The following is an 18,908-nucleotide window of genomic DNA, read 5'->3' on the forward strand; positions in this document are numbered from 1 at the left end:
TACCCGGTTGGGGAATCACCGATGAGGCAGACGCCCGGTTTTCCCTAGAGGGACGGCGGGCGCGCCTCGTAGGGCGTGGAAAGCACGACCGTGGTGCGGGTGGACACTTTCGCGGCTTCCCGGACCTGGCGCAGCAGGTCCTCCAGGTCCGCGGGCGTGCCGACGCGGACGAGGAGGATGTACGACTCGTCACCGGCGACCGAATAGCACGATTCGATCGCGGAGATGTGCGCGAGCCGTTGCGGGTAGTCGTCCGGCGCGGCGGGGTCGATCGGCGTCAACGACACGAACGCCGTCAGCGGCAAACCTATCGCGTCGGCGTCCAGCCGCGCGGTGTAGCCGCGGATGACGTCGCGCTGCTCCAGCCGTCTGACCCGCTGGTGCACCGCGGACACGCTCAGGCCCACCCGCTCGGCCAGGTCGGTGAAGCTGCAGCGGCCGTCCGCCGCCAGCTCGCGCACGATGGCCTGGTCGAGCGGTTCCAGGTGCTGGGGTGTGCTCACTCGCCGAGCACCACCAGTTCGTGCGGGCGGGTGTTGAGCGACTCGACGCCGCCGGCCGTGACGACCACGATGTCCTCGATCCGGGCGCCCCACCGGCCGGACTGGTAGATGCCCGGCTCGACGCTGAAGGCCATGCCTTCCTCGAGCACCAGGTCGTTGCCTTCGACGATGTACGGCTCCTCGTGCACGTCCAGGCCGATGCCGTGGCCGGTGCGGTGGATGAAGTACTCGCCGAAACCGGCGTCGGCGATCACCGCGCGGGCGGCGCGGTCGATGTCCTGCGCGGTCACGCCCGGCCGGACCGCGTCGACGGCGGCCTGCTGGGCCTGCTGGAGCACGGCGTAGGTCGTGGCGACGTCCTCGTCGCGGGGCGTGCCGATGGCGTACGTCCTGGTGGAGTCCGAGTTGTAGCCCTCGGCGACGGGTCCGCCGATGTCGATCACGACGACGTCACCCTGCTCGATCACGCGGTCGGACGAGCCGTGGTGCGGGCTGGCGCCGTTCGGGCCGGAGCCGACGATGACGAACTCGGCCAGCGTGTGCCCCTCGGCGACGATGGCGTCGGCGATGTCGGCGGCCACCTCGTTCTCGGTGCGGCCCGCGCGCAGGAACTCCCCCATCCGGGCGTGCACGCGGTCGATCGCGGCACCGGCCTCGCGCAGCGAGTCGATCTCGCTGACGTCCTTGCGCATCCGCAGCTCACGGATGACCGGCCCGGCCAGCTGCTGCTCGACGCCTGCCAGCGCGTCGCGCAGGCCGAGCACGTGCAGCGCCGGGGTGAAGTCGCTGACCGCCACCCGCTTCGGGGACTTCAGCAGCCCGGCGGCCAGCTCGGCCGGGTTCACGCCGTCCACCCACGTGGCCGCGTCCACGCCGAGCTCGTCGACCAGCAGGTGCTCGTAGCCCGGCAGCTCCAGCTTCGGCACGACCAGGGTCGCCTGCCCCGACACCGGCAGCACCAGGCAGGTCAGCCGCTCGAACGAGCCACCGACCGCGCCGATCAGGTAGCGCAGGTCCGATCCCGGCGTCACGAGCAGTGCGTCGAAGCCCGCGTCGGCGGCGGCTTGCTGGGCGCGCTCCAGTCGGCTGCGGAGGATCTTGGGGGCAGGCACAGGCGCGGTGGAGGACGACATGCCCAAAGCCTAAACCGCGACCGGTTGCCGCGCGGGGGCTGGGATGCGGTGGTCGTCCATCTGCCGCCATACGCGGAACGCGACCGGGCTCAACGTCGTGAGTGCGTAGACGGCGGCGAACGTGAGCAACGTCGCCCCCAGCCCGATCGCGTCCAGCATGACGCCCGCGACCAGTGCGCCGACCGGCATCATCGCCAGCACGCCCGCCTCCCCCGCGCCGAGCACCCTGGCCCGCAGGTGCGGCGGGATCCGCATCAGCTCGACGGTGACCAGCACCGGGTTGAGGCTGCCTGCGGCAAGCCCGCACACGAAGAACCCGAACAGCAGCAACGGCACCGACGGTTCCATCCACAGCAGCAGGAACCGGGGCGCGCCTGCGAGCAGTGCGCAGACCGCGAAGGTCGTCCACCGGCCCCACCGCGATCCCCACCAGCCGTAGACGACGCTGCCCGCCGCCGCGCCGAGCCCGAACACACCCATCAGTTCGCCGAGCAGCAGGCTGCTGTCCATCACCCGTGCGGCGAACGCGGGTTGCAGGACCGCGTTCATGCCCGCGTCGAGTGCGTTCATCATCGTGACCGTGGCGATGATGGCGAGGATCAGCCGGTCGCGGCGGACGTAGCGCAGGCCGCTGGCCAGCCAGCCGAAGTACCCGCCCGGTTCGGTGAGCAGAGCTTCCTCCCGCACCCGGACGAACAGCGCGGTCAGCAACGCGACGACCAGGAACGTGGCCGCGTCCAGCAACAGCACGCCGGGCGCGCCGATCACGACGATCATCGTGCCCGCGAGCGGTGCGCCGAGGGTGCGCCCGATGCGGATCATCGCGTCGGCGGCGCCGGATCCCCGTTCGAGCGACATGCCCGCGAGGAAGATCGCACCGGGCAGTAACACTCGTTTGGCGGTGTCGCCCGGTGCCCTGGTGAGTCCCGCGAGTCCGGCTAGGACAGTCAGTAGTGGAAGCGATAGGCCGACAGTGGCGTCCGCGAGCGGGATGGTACCGACCGCGACCGCCGCGGCGACATCCGCGAGAACACTGATTCCACGGGCGCCGAACCGGTCGATCACCGGTCCGGACAGAATGGACGACGCGAGGAGACCGACCGTCTCCGCCGCCGTCACCACACCGGTCTGCAGCCCGCTTCCCGTTGTCTGCAGGACAAACCACGGAATCGCGAGCAGCGTCATGACCGATCCGGTGTGCGAGATCCCGAACGCACCGAGCAAGGCAAGCAGCGGCAGGCGCCGTCTCATTTCCCTCCGTTCAGTTCCCGACGCACCACTGCACCATGGCGTTAGGACTTCGGCAATGGTCGTTCGTCACGCAACTATGTGCTGCGAGGGAAACCGCCGCTCATGAGTAGTTCTACGCTGGGCTCGTGTTCGGCACGCCGATAGTGTTCTTTCCGGGGCGGGTGGTCCGCCGCACCGGGGGGCACGGCGGACCACTCACCTCAGTCTCTTCGCCGCCACAGTTTCGTCCTGGCGGCGCATCTCCAGCCACGCCAACGCTTTCCTGACCGCATGCACACTGAAAGTGTTGCCGCGCTTGGCTCGTGGCGAATCGCGTCGGCCCGCGTTTACTTTCACTGACAGATGTAAACGTTTTCGCTACTTTGCATCCATGGGCGCCGGCCGGTCGACGCGCCGCACGTCACAACCGCCGCGCCGACGCCCCGGTACCGGTCCCGCGTTACATCGGCCGGTACGATCCGTGCAAAGCGACGAGTGGAGGTGTACCCGTTGGCGGTGACCATCCGCGACGTCGCACGGGAGGCGCAGGTCTCTGTCGCCACCGTCTCGCGAGCGTTGTCCTCGCCCGATCTGGTGAGGCCCGCGACGCGTGATCGCGTCCTCAGCGCCGCGGCACAACTGGGTTATCAGCCCAACCGCGCCGCCCGTGGGTTGATCACCGGGCGCACAGGCAATCTCGGCATCGTCGTGCCGGACCTGAACAACCCCTTCTTCACCGGTGTGCTCAAAGGCGTGCAGGCACGCGCACGGCAGGCCGACTACGCCGTGTTCGTCGCGGACAGCGACGAGGACCGGACAACCGAGGAACAACTCGTCCGTGCGATGGCCAAACAGGTGGACGGCGTCATCGTCTGCTCGCCCGGCATCGACGACACCCTGCTCTACGAAGCAGCGGGCATCACGTCGCTGGTGATGCTCAACCGGCGACTGCGCGGCGTGCCCGCGGCGCTGATGAACAGCGCGTCGGGCATGCGCCAGGTCGTCGACCACCTCGTCGCGCTCGGCCACCGCAAGCTGGTGTACCTCAACGGTCCCCGAACCTCGTGGTCGAACAAGGAACGCAGGCGCGGGCTACGACTGGCGACGCAGCAGCACGGCGTCGACCTGGTCGAGCTCGGTCCGTTCCCGCCGCGCTACGAAGGCGGCCTGCAGGCGTGTGACCTCGCGCTGGCGACCGGACCGACGGCGATCATGGCGTACAACGACATCATGGCGCTCGGTGTGCTCGCGCGGCTGCGTGACCGGGGAATCAGCGTGCCCGGTGACGTCAGCGTGACGGGTTTCGACGACCTGATGTTCGCCGAGCTGTGTTCACCGCCGCTGACGACGGTGGCCATGCCGCTGGCGCCTGCCGGAACGCTCGCGGTCGACCTGTTGCTCGACGGCCTGAACACCGACTCGGCCGACGTCCGCCAGGTCGACCTCGACACGCAACTCATCGTCCGCGCCACGACAGCACCGCCGCCCCCTAAGCTGCACCCGTGACGCTCGCGCTGCTCGACTCCGCCAGCCTGTACTTCCGCGCGTTCTACGCCCTGCCCGACTCGATGCGGGCACCGGACGGCACAGCGGTGAACGCCGTGCGCGGCTTCACCGACACCATCGCGCGCATCCTCACCGACCGCCGCCCGACCCGGCTCGTGGCCTGTTTGGACGCCGACTGGCGCCCGGCGTTCCGCGTGGAGGCGCTGCCGACGTACAAGGCGCACCGGGTGGCCGAGGAAGGCGACGGCATCGAGGAGGACGTGCCGGACCTGCTGTCGCCGCAGGTCCCGATCATCCTGGACCTGCTGGACGCGTTCGGCCTGTGCACGGCGGAAGCCGTCGGCTACGAGGCGGACGACGTGATGGGCGCACTGACCCACCGCGAGCGGACCGATCCCGTCGAGGTCATCTCCGGCGACCGCGACATGTTCCAGGTGGTCCGCCACACCCCCACCCCGGCCACGGTCTGGTACGTCGGCCGCGGCTGGAACAAGGTCGAGGTGATCGGGCCCGCGGAACTGGCGGAGAAGTACGACCTGCCCACCGAGGACACCGGCCCGCGCTACGCCGACATGGCGGTGCTGCGCGGCGACCCGTCGGACGGCCTGCCCGGCGTGCCGGGAATCGGCGAGAAGACAGCAGCCAAGCTGATCCGCGAGTTCGGCACGCTGGCGGCCCTGCGCGAAGGCGCCGCGGCGGGCGACAAGCGCATCCCGAAGCGCGCGCAGACGAATTTGCTCGCGTCGGCTGAATACCTCGATGCGGCACCGACAGTGGTCGCGGTCGCGGTGGACGCTCCGGTGGTGCTGGATCGCGAGGACCGGGTGCCGTCCGCGCCCGCCGATCTCGACCGGGTGATGGCGCTCAAGGAGAAGTGGGATCTGGGCGCTTCGGTGGATCGTCTGCTCAAGGCGATCAGCGGGTAACTCGGCTAGGACAGTCCAGAGCGGTCCCTCGCCGGGTGGCTGACCTCTGGGCAGGAGGGTCAGAGCAGGACTGTCGGCGTGATGACCGTCCTGCCGGGTGGGCCGCCGAACTGGATGACGATCTGCGTTGTTCCTCTTGGCACGCAGTCGAGGACGAATCTGCCGTCTTCGTCCGACCGGGTGTCGTGTGAGCCGTAGCCCGCCACTCGGACCTCGACGGTGTGCTCGCCCGGGGGGACCAGCCAGCCGTCGATCTGGTTGTTCTCGCCGATCCTGGTCAGGTTGATCATCACCATCAGGTCTCCGACGGTGAACGTGATCGTGCCCTGGTCGCCGCTGCTTCGCACGCCTGCCAGCGCGTCCGCGCGCTCCCAGCGGGCCACCTCGACGTCCAGGTCTTCCAGTTCGATCGCGAACTGCACCCGCTCGATCAGGCCTGCCGGTGGCGGGTCGAACTCGTCCATCAGCCGGTCGAGGTCGGAGAGGATCTCGTCGTCGGGATACACCTGGCCCCCCGTCGGGTCGATCTTCGTCATCCGCCGCCCCCTTCGGTGTCCAACAGTTTCCGCAGCGTGTTCAGGCAGCGGCCCCTCGTCGGGCCGATGGCGCCACGCTTCATGCCCGTGGCCTCCGCCACCAGGCGATATTCGGCCCGGCCACCGAGCACGGTCAGCCGCAGCAACTCCTGGCACTTCTGTGACAGCTCGTTGAACGCACGCCACAGCCTGACGTCGCGGTCCGCGCGGACCGCCTCGTCCTCCGGCTGCGGCTGGGTGCTGCGCAACTGCCCGGCCATCTCGTCGGTCAGCGGTACGTCGTTCGCGCTCTTGGTCGTGCGTACGCGCTGCGCTTCGCGGCGGGTCGTGGTGATCAACCAGCTCGCCAGCGCCTTCGGCTCCGCGAGGGAGTCGATGTGGCTGAAGAGGGCGAGCCAGACTGTCTGCACGACATCCTCAGCGAGCGTGCGGTCCAATCCGTTACCTCTCGCCACGTGCCAGACCAACGGGGTGAGGTCCTTGACCAGGGTCGCCCGCGCGATCCGGTTCCCGGCTCTTGCCGCGCGCATGCATGCCGCATACCGCTCGGCGCCTTGCAAGCCGTCCCACGCGGGATCGTCGTCCGCGGTTTGAACGCTGGTCACCACTCTGCCCCTCGTCGCCTGGCACGCAATGCCACCCGCCGCCAGGAATTTCCCCACCGGCGGCGACCACCCACCGAGTCTAATGCGACGGCGTTGTCAAGCAATAAACAACGACAAAAAGGCGGCCGCGGTCAGTTCTTGACCGCGACACCCGCGTAGAGGTTCGAGCGGGGCGCTTCCGAACTGTCGGCCTCCCGCTCCGGCCGCCACTCCGGTGTGTAGACCAGGCCCGGTTCGATGAGCGGCCAATCACCGAACAGCCGCCGGATCTGGTCGCGGGTACGGGGGTGCAGCGGGTCACGGCTGTTGGCGTACACGTCGATCGCCGCACGCATGGCGTCGGGGTCGTTGTCCCAGGTGAACGCGGACAGGGCCAGGTGGCTGCCGGGGGCGAGGGCGGTTTGGTAGCGCCGCGTCATCGTCCACGGGTCGTCCGCGTCCGCGATGAACTGCGTGGCGGCGACCATCAGCAGGCCAACCGGCTCGGTGAAGTCGATCAGGCGCCGGACCTGTTCGTGCCCCAGAACGCTCTCCGGTTCGCGCATGTCGGCCGCGATCGCCGCGGCGTCCGGGTTGTCGCGCAGGATCATCTGGCTGTGCGCGACCGCGACTGCCTCGTTGTCCACATAGACCACACGAGCACCGGGCTTGAGCCGCTGGGCCACCTCGTGCACGTTGCCGGCCGTGGGAATGCCCGAGCCGAGGTCGAGGAACTGGGTGATGCCCTGGCTGACCAGGAAACGCACAGCGCGGTCGAGGTACTGCCGGTTCATCCGCGCCATGTCGCGGGCGGGCATCACCTTCACGAGTTCCTCGGCAAGCACGCGGTCTGCGCTGAAGTTGTGCCCGCCGCCGAGCAGGTAGTCGTAGACGCGCGCCGCGCTCGGCACCTCCTCGTCGATGCCGGTCGGTACCCATTCGGCGGTCGCGTCGGTCACCCTCGGAACCTCACCCGTGTTCGTGTGCTGCGTCATCGTGAGGCTAACCGCGCGGCGACGAGTTCATCCCGACCCGGGTTGGGATTAACTCGATCGCGCTACGCGAGCGTAGGATTCTCAGAAACCGGTGCCGCACCACGGGATGGAGTCAGTCCGGAACAGCAGATCCGCCCGGGCGACAGCGGCGGGGTCGTGCACGTCGATCCGGCCCGCCGCGGCGAGCGCCGACGGCGGCCACGCACCGAAGTAGAGCGACCCCAGTGTCGCGACGTCCAGTGTCAACTGGGGCTGCGCGGACGTCTTCGTGACACCGTCACGGGAAACCAGGTATGTCCCTGAGTTCCGCGGCAGGAACGCGTCCTTCACAGCCACCGCAACGGGATCAGCGTCACCGTAGGTCCTCGCGTCCAACGCGGCGAGGACGTCGACCAGCCGGACCCACGCCTCGTCGTCGATGTTGCGGGTCATACACGATCGGGGGTCCTCCAGCAGGAGTTCGACCGGCTCGTCCACCGGCCGCGCGTGCGCGTGGATCTCCTTGATCAGGTCGATCTCCACCAGGAACCGCCACAGATCGTTGCGCGCCCCCTGGTTCGCGCCGACGAGGTCGAAGACCTCGAGCGTCGACCCGAAATCCGTGGCCACATAGGACTCGTCCGGGATCGCCTTGTACACGACGTACCCGTCGTCCTCGCCGTCCGGCCCGGTGTGCACAGCCACGAGGTACGGCTCGTCGCCGCGCACAACGCGGTCGACCTGAACCGCCCACCAGTCGCGGCCGCGACTCATCATCCCGTTGCGGTACAAACCGATCCGCTTGTACAACGGCTGGATCTGAGCCAGCACTTCCGCACTCGTCAGCATCCGCACGTGCCCCGAACGCGGTACGTCCACACGGAACTTCGGCCTGGTCAGCTGGAGTTCCCGCGACCGGGTGCCGATGCCGTAGCCGAACCGGCCGTAGATCCCGGACTCGCTGGCGTGCAAAAAGGACAGTACCTGCCCGTTGGCCGCCGCGTCGGCGAACTGGAACCGCATCAGGTCCGTCATCACCCCGCGCCTGCGGAAGTCCGCCCGCACCCCGACCCGCGCCAGCCCGGACATCGGCAGCGTCCCGCCGCCGGGAACCGCGACCTCGGAATCGTAGATGTACGCCGAACCCACGGCGACACCGTCGGCGAACGCGCCGAAGTACCGCTTCGGCGCGTACGTGGGTTTGGTGTCCGCCCAGTCCGAATCGCTCATCGGCGGGGAATGCAGCGCCACGCGCAGCACGGAATGGGCTGCTCGTATCTCAGCGTCTTCGGTCAGCACACGAACAGCGAAGTCGGACATGACAGCCGATGGTGTCATGTCCGACTTCGCGGTACGACCGATTTTCTACTTGGACTGCGGCTGGCCGACCTCGTACTCCGGCTTGTCGGAGTCGGTCTTGACGGTGATGGTCACCGTGCTGTCCTTGCCGTCGGCCTTCAGCGTGCATTCGAACGAGTTGCCGACCTTGACCTCTTTGTCGGCCGGGCACGACACGTTGGTGGCCTCGGACTGGTAGCGCTCCTTGAGGATCTTCACGACACCCGCTTCGACGCCGGCCTTGTCGAGGACCCGCTTGTTGAAGAAACCTGGCGTCACGAACCCGAGCACGACCACGGCGCCGATGACGACCACCGCGACCGCGACGATGATCCACAGCATCGCGCCCGACTTCTTCTTCGGCGGCTGCTGTCCCGGATACTGCTGCTGCTGGTAGCCGCCGTACTGCTGCTGTTGATCACCGTACGGCTGCTGTTGCTGGCCGTAACCCGGGTACTGCTGTTGCTGCTGGCCGTACGGCGGTTGCTGAGCCGGGAAGCCGCCGCTGCCCGGCGTGTTGGGGTCCTGCGGCTGGCCGTAGGGCGACTGCTCCTGCGGCTGGCCGTAGGGTGCCGTGGGCTGCTGCTGCGGGTAACCACCGTGCTGCGGAGGTTGCCCCGGCTGCTGGGGATAACCGCCTGGTTGCTGGGCTGGGAAACCACCCGAAGGTGTGCCGTAGGGCTGCTGAGGTTGCTGCCCCCACTGCTGCGGGTCGTTCCCGCCGGGCCCGTACGGGCTGCTCATGCTTTGCCTCCGGTGTCCTTATGCAGCATTCGGCGCGATCCAACCACAGGTCGCGGTGATTTCCCCACTCGACCCGGCAGGTGTTTCCGAGCCGTGGCCGAACGCACGCCGTGGCTGCCACGCCGTGACTGCGCCGTCTTGCGTCCTGGTACCGCTCACGTCGTACCGGCCGCGACCACACCGCGCCGGATGTCCGACACGGCCTGCGCCGCCGTCGCGCCGAGGTCGGAGTCGCCACCGACCACGTCCTTGACCTGGTCGAGCAGGTCGATCACCTGGCGGCACCACCGGACGAAGTCGCCCGCGGTGAGCTCCTGGCCCGCGGACTCGGCCGCGGTGAGCACCCGCTCCAGCGATTCGCCGCGCGCCCACCGGTACACCGGCCACGCGAACCCGGCGTCCGGCTGGCGGGTGCGGTCGAGCTTGTGCCGCCGCTCGTCCTCGTTCAGGTCCGACCACAGCTGCGCGGTCTGCGCCAGCGCCTCGGTCACCGCGCCCTGCGGCACCCTGGCCTCGAAGGGCGTGTCCCGGCGGGCCTCGAACACCAGCGCCGAGACGACCGCGGCCAGTTCGGCCGGGGTGAGCCCTTCCCACACGCCGTTGCGCAGGCACTCCGCCGCGAGCAGGTCCGACTCGCCGTAGAGCCTGGCCAGCCTGCGGCCGTGCGCCGTGACCTCCCGAGTCCCGCTGTCGGCCAGGTAGTCCCGTTCGGTGAGCAGCTTGCGGATCCGGTCGAAGTTGCGGGCCAGCGAGTGCGTGGTCGCCGCGACCTTCTGTTCCAGCTGCTGGGTTTCCGACACCAGCCGGTGGTAGCGCTCGGCCCAGCGGGCGTGGCTTTCCCTGTCCTGGCAGCCGTGGCACGGGTGCGCCCGCAGCGCCCTGCGCAACGCGGCCAGGTCCGCGTCGTCGTCGGGACCCGAGCGCCGCTTGCCACGGGTGGGCACGCTGATCCCGGTGCTGCGCAACGTCGACGCGAGGTCACGCCGGGACCGGGGTGAGCGGATGTCGACCTGTTTGGGCAACCGCACGCGCCCGAGCGACTCGACCGGGTGCGGGAAGTCCGCCACCGACAGCCGCCCGGCCCACCGGTCCTCGGTGATCACCAGCGGGCGCGGCTCGCCCATCGGGTCGAGACCGGGGTCGATCACGATCGCCAGGCCCGACCTGCGGCCGCTCGGCACGGCGATCACGTCGCCCTTGCGCAGCCGTTCCAGCGACGCCGCCGCCTCGGCCCTGCGCGCCGACGAGTTCTGCCGCGCCAGCGACTTCTCCCGGTCGGTGAGTTTGCGCCGCAGTTCGGCGTATTCGGTGAAGTCACCGAGGTGGCACGTCATCGACTCGGCGTACCCGTCGAGCGCCTCCCGGTTGCGCTCGATCCGGCGCGACACGCCGACCACCGAGCGGTCCGCCTGGAACTGGGCGAAGGACTGCTCCAGCAGGCCGCGTGCGGCCTCGGCGCCGAGCCGGGCGACCAGGTTGACCGCCATGTTGTATCCGGGCCTGAACGACGATTTGAGGGGGTATGTCCGGGTCGAGGCGAGCCCGGCGACCTGCTTGGGGTCCACACCCGGCTGCCAGAGCACGACCGCGTGCCCCTCGATGTCGATCCCCCGCCGCCCGGCGCGGCCGGTGAGCTGCGTGTACTCCCCAGCCGTGAGATCGACGTGCGCTTCGCCGTTGTACTTCACGAGCCGTTCGAGCACGACCGTGCGCGCGGGCATGTTGATCCCCAGCGCCAGGGTCTCCGTCGCGAACACGACCTTGACCAGGCCGCGGACGAACAACTCCTCGACGGTCTCCTTGAACGCGGGCAGCAGACCGGCGTGGTGGCTGGCGAAGCCGCGCTCCAGCGCGTCGCGCCACTCCCAGTAGCCCAGCACGGCGAGGTCACCTTCGGGCAGGTCACGGGTCCTGGCGTTGATGATCCGGCGGATCTCGACGACCTCGGCGTCGTTGTTGAGCCGCACCCCGGACCGGGCGCACTGCATCACCGCGGCGTCGCAGCCCGCCCGGCTGAACACGAACACGATCGCGGGCAGCAGCCCGGCGCCGTCCAGCCGCTGGATCGTGTCGATCCGCGACGGCGGCTTGAACCGCGAACGGTTGATCGGCGGGCGTCGCTTGCCGCGGCCGACCGACTGCCACGCGTGCATCCGCGTGGTCTCCTCGATGCGGCGCAGCAGATGCGGGTTGATCCGCGCGTCGCCCTGCGGGTCCTCGCCGATGAACAGGTCCATCATCCGCGGACCGACCAGCATGTGCTGCCACAGCGGGACCGGCCTGTGCTCGTCGACGACGACGGTGGTGTCACCGCGGACCGCGACCAGCCACTCGCCGAACTCCTCGGCGTTGCTGACCGTCGCGGACAGGCTGACCAGCCGGACGTCGTCGGGCAGGTGCAGGATGACTTCCTCCCACACCGCGCCGCGGAACCGGTCCGCCAGGTAGTGCACCTCGTCCATGACTACGTACTGCAGGCCTTTGAGCGCGTTCGAGCCCGCGTAGAGCATGTTGCGCAGGACCTCGGTGGTCATCACGACGATCGGAGCGTCGCCGTTGACCGAGGTGTCCCCGGTCAGCAGGCCCACCTTGCCCGCTCCGTAGCGGGCGGTCAGGTCCGCGAACTTCTGGTTCGACAGCGCCTTGATGGGCGTCGTGTAGAAGCACTTGCGGCCCTCGGCCAGCGCGAGGTGCACGGCGAACTCGCCGACCACGGTCTTGCCCGCGCCGGTCGGGGCGCAGACGAGCACGGCATGCCCCGCTTCGAGCGCCTCGCACGCCTCAGCCTGGAACGGATCGAGCTCGAAGGAGAGCACGGAAGTGAATTCGGCCAGCTCGGGGCTTGCGGAGCGACGTTTGGACGCCTGGAAAGCCTCAGCTGGCGTACGCGAAGGGCGTGCGGCCACACCACTACAGTAACGAATATCTACAAGGGTCGGCGCATCTCTTCACTACTGGCCCTGACCTGGGACGATGCTGAGCGCACCGGGGACGCACCGGATGTCGAGGGGCAACTCGCGGACCCGCTCGCCGTCGGCGTAGCCGATCCACCCGCCGCCGGTGCGCAGCGTGATCGACTTCGCCCGCAGCGTGGTCACCGCCGGGTGGTCGACGTGCGAGCCCGTTCGCAGGCTCGGCAGGATCCGCACGAGGTCACGGCGGTGGGCCTGGCCGACGACGGTCACGTCGAACCAGCCGTCGGACGGGTCGGCGTCCGGGCAGACCGGGATGCCGCCGCCGTAGAAGGGCGTGTTGCCGACCGCGACGGAGTTCGCCGGGAGTTCCAAGGTCTCCGACTCGGTCTCGACCACGAGCCGGGACGACCGCAGCGCCGCCAGTTCGGCGACGATCGCGACGTCGTAGCGGCGCGGGCCGCGTGGCCAGCGCATCCGGTTGACCCGTTCGTTCACCGCGGAGTCGAACCCCGCGCACAACACGGTGGCGAACCACGCGCCACCTTCGACTTTGCCCAGGTCGAAGCGTTTCCTGCGGCCTTCGGCGAGGGACGTGGCGACGTGCGCGGCCGCCGCGACGGGATCCTTGGGCAGGCCGAGGGCACGAGCGAGGTCGTTGCCCGTACCCGCGGGCACGATGCCCAGCGTGGTCTCGGTCCCGGCGCAGGCCTGTACTCCCGCGTGCGCGGCACCGTCGCCGCCGACGATGACGACCGCCTCTGCCCCGTCCGCGACCAGGCGGCGCAGGACCGCGTTGGTTTCGTCAGGGGATGACGGCATGTACTGGTCGAGGTGCTCGACCGAACCACGCAACGTCGCCGCGACTGTGCCCGCGACACGACCGGCGGCGCCCAGCCCCGATGCCGGGATGACGACGAGAGCTGCTCGCATTACGTCACGTCGTCATAGCCAGGCTTGTCGTCCTTGGGCGGAGACGTTGGCGGAGATGTCGGCGTCGGGCTCGGCTGGTTGTCCTCGACCTTGTGCGTCTCCAGGTTCAGCGGCGACACGTCGTCGTCGCTGAGGTTGGAGTAGTCCTCTTCGGCACCGGCGAGGCGCCTGGCCTTGCGTTTGTCGTGGATCCGGGCGAACTGCACGGACAGCTCGAACAGGATGCACATCGCGACGGACAGGGCGAGCATCGAGAACGGGTCCGTTCCCGGTGTCGCGATCGCGGCGAAGACGAACAGGCCGAAGAAGAAGCCACGGCGCCAGCGCTTGAGCTTCTCGTACGACAGCACCCCGGTCTGGTTGAGCATGATGATCACCAGCGGAAGCTCGAAGCTCACGCCGAAGATCAGCAGCATCACCAGGATGAACGAGAAGTAGTCGTTGGCCCGCAGCGCCGTGGCGAACTGGTCACCACCGAAGCTGACCAGCACGTCCAGGCCCTGCGGCACGACGTAGTAGGCCAGGAAGGCGCCCGCGACGAACAGCAGCGACGCGAACAGCACGAAGGTGCGCGCGAACTTGCGCTCCTTGTCGTACAGACCTGGAGCGACGAACGCCCAGATCTGGTACAGCCACAACGGGCTGGTGAGCACGGCGCCCGCGCCGAGGCCGACCTTCAACCGGACGAGGAACGCCTCGAACGGCGTGCTCTGGATCAGCGCGCACCTGTCGTTGGGCAGCCGCAGGTTCGCGGGCAGCTCGCAGTAAGGCGCGATCATGATGTTGCCGAGCGACCCGCCCTTCCAGATCTCCCAGCTCCACCAGATGTAGCCGAAGATGGCTCCGATGGCCAGGAACATCAGGGCGAGGGTCAACCGGTGCCTGAGGTCGTACAGGTGATCTCTCAGGCTCATCGTGCCGTCGGGATTGTGTTTGCGGCTTCGGGAACGCCGCGACTCCCGGCGGTGCGGATCACGCGCCACCGTGCGAACCGTCTCTCTGTGGTTGTCAGGCGTTCTTGGGCGCCTGGGTGGGAGCGGCCTGGTTGGTCTTCAGCTGCGACTGCAGGTCGTCGATCTGCTTCTGCATCTTCTCGACGTCCGACTGCGCGGCGGGCGTGGCCTGCGGCAGCTGGGCCGGAGCGGGCACGGCAGGCGCCGGGGTCGCCGTCGCGGCAGTGGTCGTGGCAGTGGTGGTGGTGTCCGCCTGAGCGGTGCCTTCCGCCTGGTCGTCCTGCTTCATGCCTTTGGTCTCAGCCTTGATGATGCGCATGGAGCGGCCGAGCGAACGGGCCATGTCCGGCATCTTCTTCGCTCCGAAGAGCAGGATGATCACCACCGCGATGATGATCAACTCGGTCGGTCCGAGGTTACCCACGGGACTCCTCCTGACGCGTCGCACAACTCATTTGCATGTTACCTGTCATCACGCTTCCGTGGACTTATCGATCTCCGCGCGCCGGAAGTGGTCACGGACAGCGATACGCAATGCCGCCTTCCGGGCCTTCAACATGCCCGTCGAGGCGCCCACCTCGGCGTTCACGTGACCACGCGTCACCGCGAACCTCCGTGCCGCCCTGGCTGCCTTCCGCAGCGCCAGCACGAGGATCACCAGGCCGACGGCCAAAAGCACTACGGCCGGTATGTATTGCACGTTCGGCAGCCTAACCGCATCAGGTTGACGCGAGGTTGCCGGCCAGTTCCAGCGCCTGACGGGCACGTGTCCGCAGTTGGTCGGCCAGATCCGGTGGTGACTCGACGTGTACCTCGCCGCCCTGGCCCAGCAGCAGCCTGATCATCCATGACCGATCGGAGTAACGCATCCGGACCCGCAGCCGGCCGCCTTCCAGCTCTTCGACGGCATCGACCGGGTAGTACTCGGCCAGCCACCGCGCGTCCGGTTCGAGCACGAGCGTGGCCACGAGTTGGTCGGGCTGTGGTGTGAACAGGCCACTCGACACGTCGGTCGGCTCGGCGTAGGGCGGCGGTGCGGCTGGTTCGTCGAGCCGCGTGACCTCGTCGACGCGGTCGAGCCGGAACAAGCGCACGGCGTCGGCGCGACGGCACCATGCTTCCAGGTACGAACGGCCTTCGACGATGAGCAGCCGCATCGGGTCGACGGTTCGCTCGGTGATCTCGTCCTTGGACGCGGTGTAATAGGTGATCCGCAGTGCTTTGCGGGCGGTCAAAGCGCTCTGCACGATCCGGCGCACCTCGGCGGTGTCCTCACCTTCGCGCACACCGAGGCCGACGACGACACCAGCGGGCTGCGCCAGCCCGGCCGCGGCTTCGATCTTCGCGACCGCGCGCCGGACGGCCTCGCCGTCCACGCCGGGTGTCTCCCCCAGCGCACGCAACGCGACGAGCAGCGCTGTCGCCTCGGCGCCGGTCAGCCGCAACGGCCTGCTCATGCCCGCGTCGAACGCGACCGTGATCGTCTCGCCCTCGAACGACAGGTCGATCAGGTCACCGGGACCGTACCCGGGCAGGCCGCACATCCACAGCAGTTCGAGGTCCTTGCGCAGCTGCTTCTCGGTCACGCCGAAGTCCTCGGCCGCCTCGTCGACCCGGATCCCCGGGCGGGCGAGCAGGTACGGCACCAGGGCGAGCAGCCTGGGCAGGCGATCGGTCATCTCGCCGCCTCCAGCAGCCGCTCGTACACCGACTTGCGCAGCACTTCCGGTTCGAGGACGAGGACGTCCGGGCCGAACCCGGCCAGCCACGACGCCGCGGACTCGGGGAACCGCAGCTCCAACTCGACCTCGTCCCCGGTGACCCCGCCGACCTGGCGCGTGCCGAGCACCTTGGCCCTGCGCCGGACACCGGCGGCCTTGCCCCGGGCGACCCACACCTTGGCCGTCGACGCGGGCGCGGGTTCGCTGCCGGTCGTGGCGACGAAGTCCAGCAGGTTGATGTTCTCCGGGCGAGGTACGGAATCGGCGGGACCGGCGACCTTGACATCACCGACTATGCGCGACAACCGGAAACACCGCGGCGCACCCCGGTCACGGTCATGCCCGACCACGTACCAACGGCCGCGCCACGAAACGACGCCCCACGGCTCGATCGTGCGCGTCCTGAGCTCGGCCGGGGTCGGGCGGCGGTAGGAGAACGTGACGGCCTTGCCCTCCTGGACCGCCGCGAGCAACGGGCTGAACGAGGGTTCCGCCGTGCGGACCTTCGGTTCGACGATCGCGGGTGACGACTGGTCCACGTCGACACCGGCGGCCCGCAGCTTGATGATCGCTCCGTGCGCGGCCCCGGTCAGCTCGGGGGAATCCCAGAGGCGGGCGGCGAGGGCGACGGCCGCGGCCTCATCCGGTTCGAGGTCGATGTCGCCGAGTTCGTAGTCCCGGCGGGCGATGCGGTAGCCGTCGACGGCGTCGAACCCGTCGAAGCCCGTGTTGCGCCCGGTTTCCAGCGGAATGCCCAGCTCACGCAGCTCGGTCTTGTCCCGCTCGAACATCCGGGAGAAGGCATCGGAACTGGGCGCGTCGGCGTAACCCGGCACGATCGAGCGGATGCGCTCAGCGGACAGGAACTGCCGGGTGGACAACAAGCAGAGCACCAGGTTCACCAGGCGTTCCGCGCGGGCGATGGACACGGGCACGACCTTAACGCCACCCGGACAACCCCTGACACCCAACGCGCCAACCAGTGCGTGCGAATGGGCCGTCGGTACGGTGTCGCGCAGGTCGGCGCGGACTCGTGACACGTTCGGGTGGCATCCAGCGCGAAACGAGCCGCTCTGATCCAGGCTACTGCGCGTGTGGATCTGCCTCCTGCTTGTGCTCTGCCTCGCCGCTTACGTCACCAGCCGGTGGGGTGTGCCGTCCGCTGTGGGGACGGCCGAGTACGTGCGACCGGCGGCTTCCCCGTGCGTGGGCGTTCGAGCTCGTTGCGCTCCCTACGGACCACGACGACCAGCCGGGCGGCGGCAACGGGTTCGCTATGCCGCTCCGCGTCGCTGACTGACGCGTTCTCGGTGGGCTGCGCACGCCCGGGATCTTGCGCCTCGGTGGGCTGGGGCGGCCGACGGGCAGGAGGCACCCGCGCCCCGTAACCCCGGGGCATAAAAGCATGCGCAGGGAAGAACACCCCGCGAAAACCTCCTGCCCAGAGGTCAGCCCCCGGCGAGAGCCCAAAGCCCAAAGCTCAAAGAGAAGCGATCAACCGCTCGACCCGCTCATCCACAGCCCGGAAAGGATCCTTGCACAGCACGGTCCGCTGAGCCTGGTCGTTGAGCTTGAGATGAACCCAGTCCACGGTGAAGTCCCGGCCCGCTTCCTGCGCCGCCGCGATGAAGTCCCCGCGCAGTTTCGCGCGAGTGGTCTGCGGCGGGGTGTCCTTGGCCGCCTCGATCTCGCCGTCGTCGGTCACGCGCTGGACCAGGTCCTTGCGCTGCAGCAGGTCGAAGATCCCCCGGCCGCGCCGGATGTCGTGGTACGCGAGGTCCAGTTGGGCCACGCGGGCGCTGGAGAGCTCCAGGTTGTGCTTGGCCTGGTAGCGCTCGACCAGGCGGTGCTTGATCGCCCAGTCGATCTCGCGGTCGATCCGGGACAGGTCCTCCTGCTCGACCGCTTCCAGGGTGCGGCCCCACAGCTCCATCACGCGGTCGGTGATCGGGTTCTTGTCCTTGCGGGCGACGTGCTCGACGGCCTTGGCGTAGTACTCGCGCTGGATGTCCAGCGCCGAGGCCTCGCGCCCACCCGCCAGCCGGACCAGGCGGCGGCCGGTCAGGTCGTGGCTGATCTCGCGGATCGCCCTGATCGGGTTGTCCAGGCTGAAGTCGCGGAACTGGACGCCCTCCTCGATCATCTCCAGCACCAGGTTGGCGCTGCCGACCTTCAGCAGGGTGGTCGACTCCGACATGTTCGAGTCGCCGACGATCACGTGCAGCCTGCGGTAGCGCTCCGCGTCCGCGTGCGGCTCGTCGCGGGTGTTGATGATCGGCCGGGACCTGGTCGTGGCGCTGGAGACGCCTTCCCAGATGTGCTCCGCGCGCTGGGACAGGCAGTACACGGCGCCGCGCGGCGTCTGCAGCACCTTGCCCGCGCCGCAGATCAGCTGCCGGGTGACCAGGAACGGCAGGAGCACGTCGGCGATCCGCGAGAACTCGCCCGCTCGCGTGACGCAGTAGTTCTCATGGCAGCCGTAGGAGTTGCCCGCCGAGTCCGTGTTGTTCTTGAACAGGAAGATGTCGCCGCCGATGCCCTCGTCGGCCAGCCGCCGCTCGGCGTCGACGAGCAGGTCCTCCAGGATCCGCTCACCGGCCTTGTCGTGCGTGACCAGCTGCACCAGGTCGTCGCACTCGGCCGTGGCGTACTCCGGATGCGACCCGACGTCCAGGTAGAGGCGCGAGCCGTTGCGCAGGAAGACGTTCGATGAACGCCCCCATGACACGACCCGCCGGAACAGGTACCTGGCCACCTCGTCGGGGCTCAGCCTGCGCTGGCCGTGAAAGGTGCAGGTCACACCGAACTCGGTTTCGATGCCGAAGATCCGCCGCTGCATCCCTTCAGCCTAGGCGGTCTTGGCCCCGACTACCGTGCGCCGTTCGGGGCGACATAGGTCAACTACCCGAAATGAG

At 68.9% G+C, this 18,908-nt stretch carries 18 protein-coding genes; 2 read left to right on the plus strand and 16 right to left on the minus strand.

The annotated features are described in order from the left end of the window. Positions 1-44: 44 nt before the first annotated feature. Genes ALI144C_RS04135 through ALI144C_RS04145 form a run of 3 tightly spaced genes read right to left on the minus strand, consistent with a single transcriptional unit; the run spans position 45 to position 2,887 of the window. Positions 45-503, minus strand: coding sequence for an Lrp/AsnC family transcriptional regulator (locus ALI144C_RS04135; protein ID WP_076985649.1), 459 nt, complete (start codon positions 501-503; stop codon positions 45-47). Beyond that, positions 500-1,636 (minus strand): M24 family metallopeptidase, encoded by a 1,137-nt coding sequence (locus tag ALI144C_RS04140; protein WP_076985650.1) that lies wholly within the window; start codon positions 1,634-1,636, stop codon positions 500-502. Before ALI144C_RS04140 ends, ALI144C_RS04135 begins: the two co-directional genes overlap by 4 nt. 9 nt (positions 1,637-1,645) lie before the next feature. Next, positions 1,646-2,887 (minus strand): MFS transporter, encoded by a 1,242-nt coding sequence (locus tag ALI144C_RS04145; RefSeq protein WP_076985651.1) that lies wholly within the window; start codon positions 2,885-2,887, stop codon positions 1,646-1,648. A 495-nt stretch (positions 2,888-3,382) separates the two neighbouring features. Here ALI144C_RS04145 and ALI144C_RS04150 point away from each other — a divergent pair, with 495 nt between their 5' ends. Together ALI144C_RS04150 and ALI144C_RS04155 are read left to right on the plus strand one after the other, a co-directional pair. Beyond that, positions 3,383-4,372: a LacI family DNA-binding transcriptional regulator gene (locus tag ALI144C_RS04150; RefSeq protein ID WP_330359565.1), complete on the plus strand. Its 990-nt coding sequence runs from the start codon at positions 3,383-3,385 to the stop codon at positions 4,370-4,372. Further along, a complete protein-coding gene (locus tag ALI144C_RS04155; RefSeq protein WP_076985652.1) occupies positions 4,369-5,298 on the plus strand; it encodes a 5'-3' exonuclease in 930 nt (309 codons plus the stop codon). The genes ALI144C_RS04150 and ALI144C_RS04155 overlap by 4 nt, the downstream gene beginning before the upstream one ends. A 59-nt stretch (positions 5,299-5,357) precedes the next feature. Here the strand turns inward: ALI144C_RS04155 and ALI144C_RS04160 are convergent, their stop codons facing one another. The 13 genes from ALI144C_RS04160 to pafA all read right to left on the minus strand — a co-directional run bounded on the left by ALI144C_RS04160 (position 5,358) and on the right by pafA (position 18,832). After that, the gene (locus tag ALI144C_RS04160) at positions 5,358-5,834 is read right to left on the minus strand and encodes a hypothetical protein (protein WP_076985653.1); all 477 of its coding nucleotides are present in this window, start codon (positions 5,832-5,834) and stop codon (positions 5,358-5,360) included. Next, positions 5,831-6,439 (minus strand): RNA polymerase sigma factor, encoded by a 609-nt coding sequence (locus ALI144C_RS04165; RefSeq protein WP_076985685.1) that lies wholly within the window; start codon positions 6,437-6,439, stop codon positions 5,831-5,833. The genes ALI144C_RS04160 and ALI144C_RS04165 overlap by 4 nt, the downstream gene beginning before the upstream one ends. A 131-nt stretch (positions 6,440-6,570) precedes the next feature. Continuing rightward, a complete protein-coding gene (locus ALI144C_RS04170; protein WP_237773968.1) occupies positions 6,571-7,377 on the minus strand; it encodes an SAM-dependent methyltransferase in 807 nt (268 codons plus the stop codon). A gap of 117 nt (positions 7,378-7,494) precedes the next feature. Further along, positions 7,495-8,712 (minus strand): GNAT family N-acetyltransferase, encoded by a 1,218-nt coding sequence (locus ALI144C_RS04175; RefSeq protein WP_076985655.1) that lies wholly within the window; start codon positions 8,710-8,712, stop codon positions 7,495-7,497. 45 nt (positions 8,713-8,757) lie between these two features. Further along, positions 8,758-9,474, minus strand: a complete 717-nt coding sequence (locus tag ALI144C_RS04180; RefSeq protein ID WP_076985656.1) for a DUF4333 domain-containing protein — start codon at positions 9,472-9,474, stop codon at positions 8,758-8,760. Between the two features lie 155 nt (positions 9,475-9,629). Further along, the gene (locus ALI144C_RS04185) at positions 9,630-12,380 is read right to left on the minus strand and encodes a DEAD/DEAH box helicase (protein WP_076985657.1); all 2,751 of its coding nucleotides are present in this window, start codon (positions 12,378-12,380) and stop codon (positions 9,630-9,632) included. A 45-nt stretch (positions 12,381-12,425) separates the two neighbouring features. Continuing rightward, positions 12,426-13,319, minus strand: coding sequence for a diacylglycerol/lipid kinase family protein (locus tag ALI144C_RS04190; protein ID WP_076985658.1), 894 nt, complete (start codon positions 13,317-13,319; stop codon positions 12,426-12,428). Next, positions 13,319-14,233 carry a twin-arginine translocase subunit TatC gene (gene tatC / locus ALI144C_RS04195; protein ID WP_083752698.1) on the minus strand — a complete coding sequence of 305 codons (915 nt, stop codon included), beginning with the start codon at positions 14,231-14,233 and terminating at the stop codon, positions 13,319-13,321. Before tatC ends, ALI144C_RS04190 begins: the two co-directional genes overlap by 1 nt. Positions 14,234-14,327: 94 nt before the next feature. After that, on the minus strand, positions 14,328-14,696 hold the full coding sequence (tatA, locus tag ALI144C_RS04200; RefSeq protein ID WP_076985660.1) for a Sec-independent protein translocase subunit TatA: 369 nt from the start codon (positions 14,694-14,696) through the stop codon (positions 14,328-14,330). A gap of 48 nt (positions 14,697-14,744) precedes the next feature. Continuing rightward, the gene (locus tag ALI144C_RS04205; protein WP_143230392.1) at positions 14,745-14,972 is read right to left on the minus strand and encodes a bacteriophage holin; all 228 of its coding nucleotides are present in this window, start codon (positions 14,970-14,972) and stop codon (positions 14,745-14,747) included. A gap of 19 nt (positions 14,973-14,991) precedes the next feature. Further along, a complete protein-coding gene (locus ALI144C_RS04210) occupies positions 14,992-15,951 on the minus strand; it encodes a helix-turn-helix transcriptional regulator (RefSeq protein ID WP_076985662.1) in 960 nt (319 codons plus the stop codon). Beyond that, positions 15,948-16,922 carry a helix-turn-helix transcriptional regulator gene (locus tag ALI144C_RS04215; protein ID WP_076985663.1) on the minus strand — a complete coding sequence of 325 codons (975 nt, stop codon included), beginning with the start codon at positions 16,920-16,922 and terminating at the stop codon, positions 15,948-15,950. Before ALI144C_RS04215 ends, ALI144C_RS04210 begins: the two co-directional genes overlap by 4 nt. Positions 16,923-17,473: 551 nt before the next feature. Next, positions 17,474-18,832, minus strand: coding sequence for a Pup--protein ligase (pafA, locus tag ALI144C_RS04220; protein ID WP_076985664.1), 1,359 nt, complete (start codon positions 18,830-18,832; stop codon positions 17,474-17,476). Positions 18,833-18,908: the final 76 nt, after the last annotated feature.

Origin of the sequence: Actinosynnema sp. ALI-1.44, from assembly GCF_001984155.1 — a bacterium.
Lineage (GTDB): Bacteria > Actinomycetota > Actinomycetes > Mycobacteriales > Pseudonocardiaceae > Kibdelosporangium.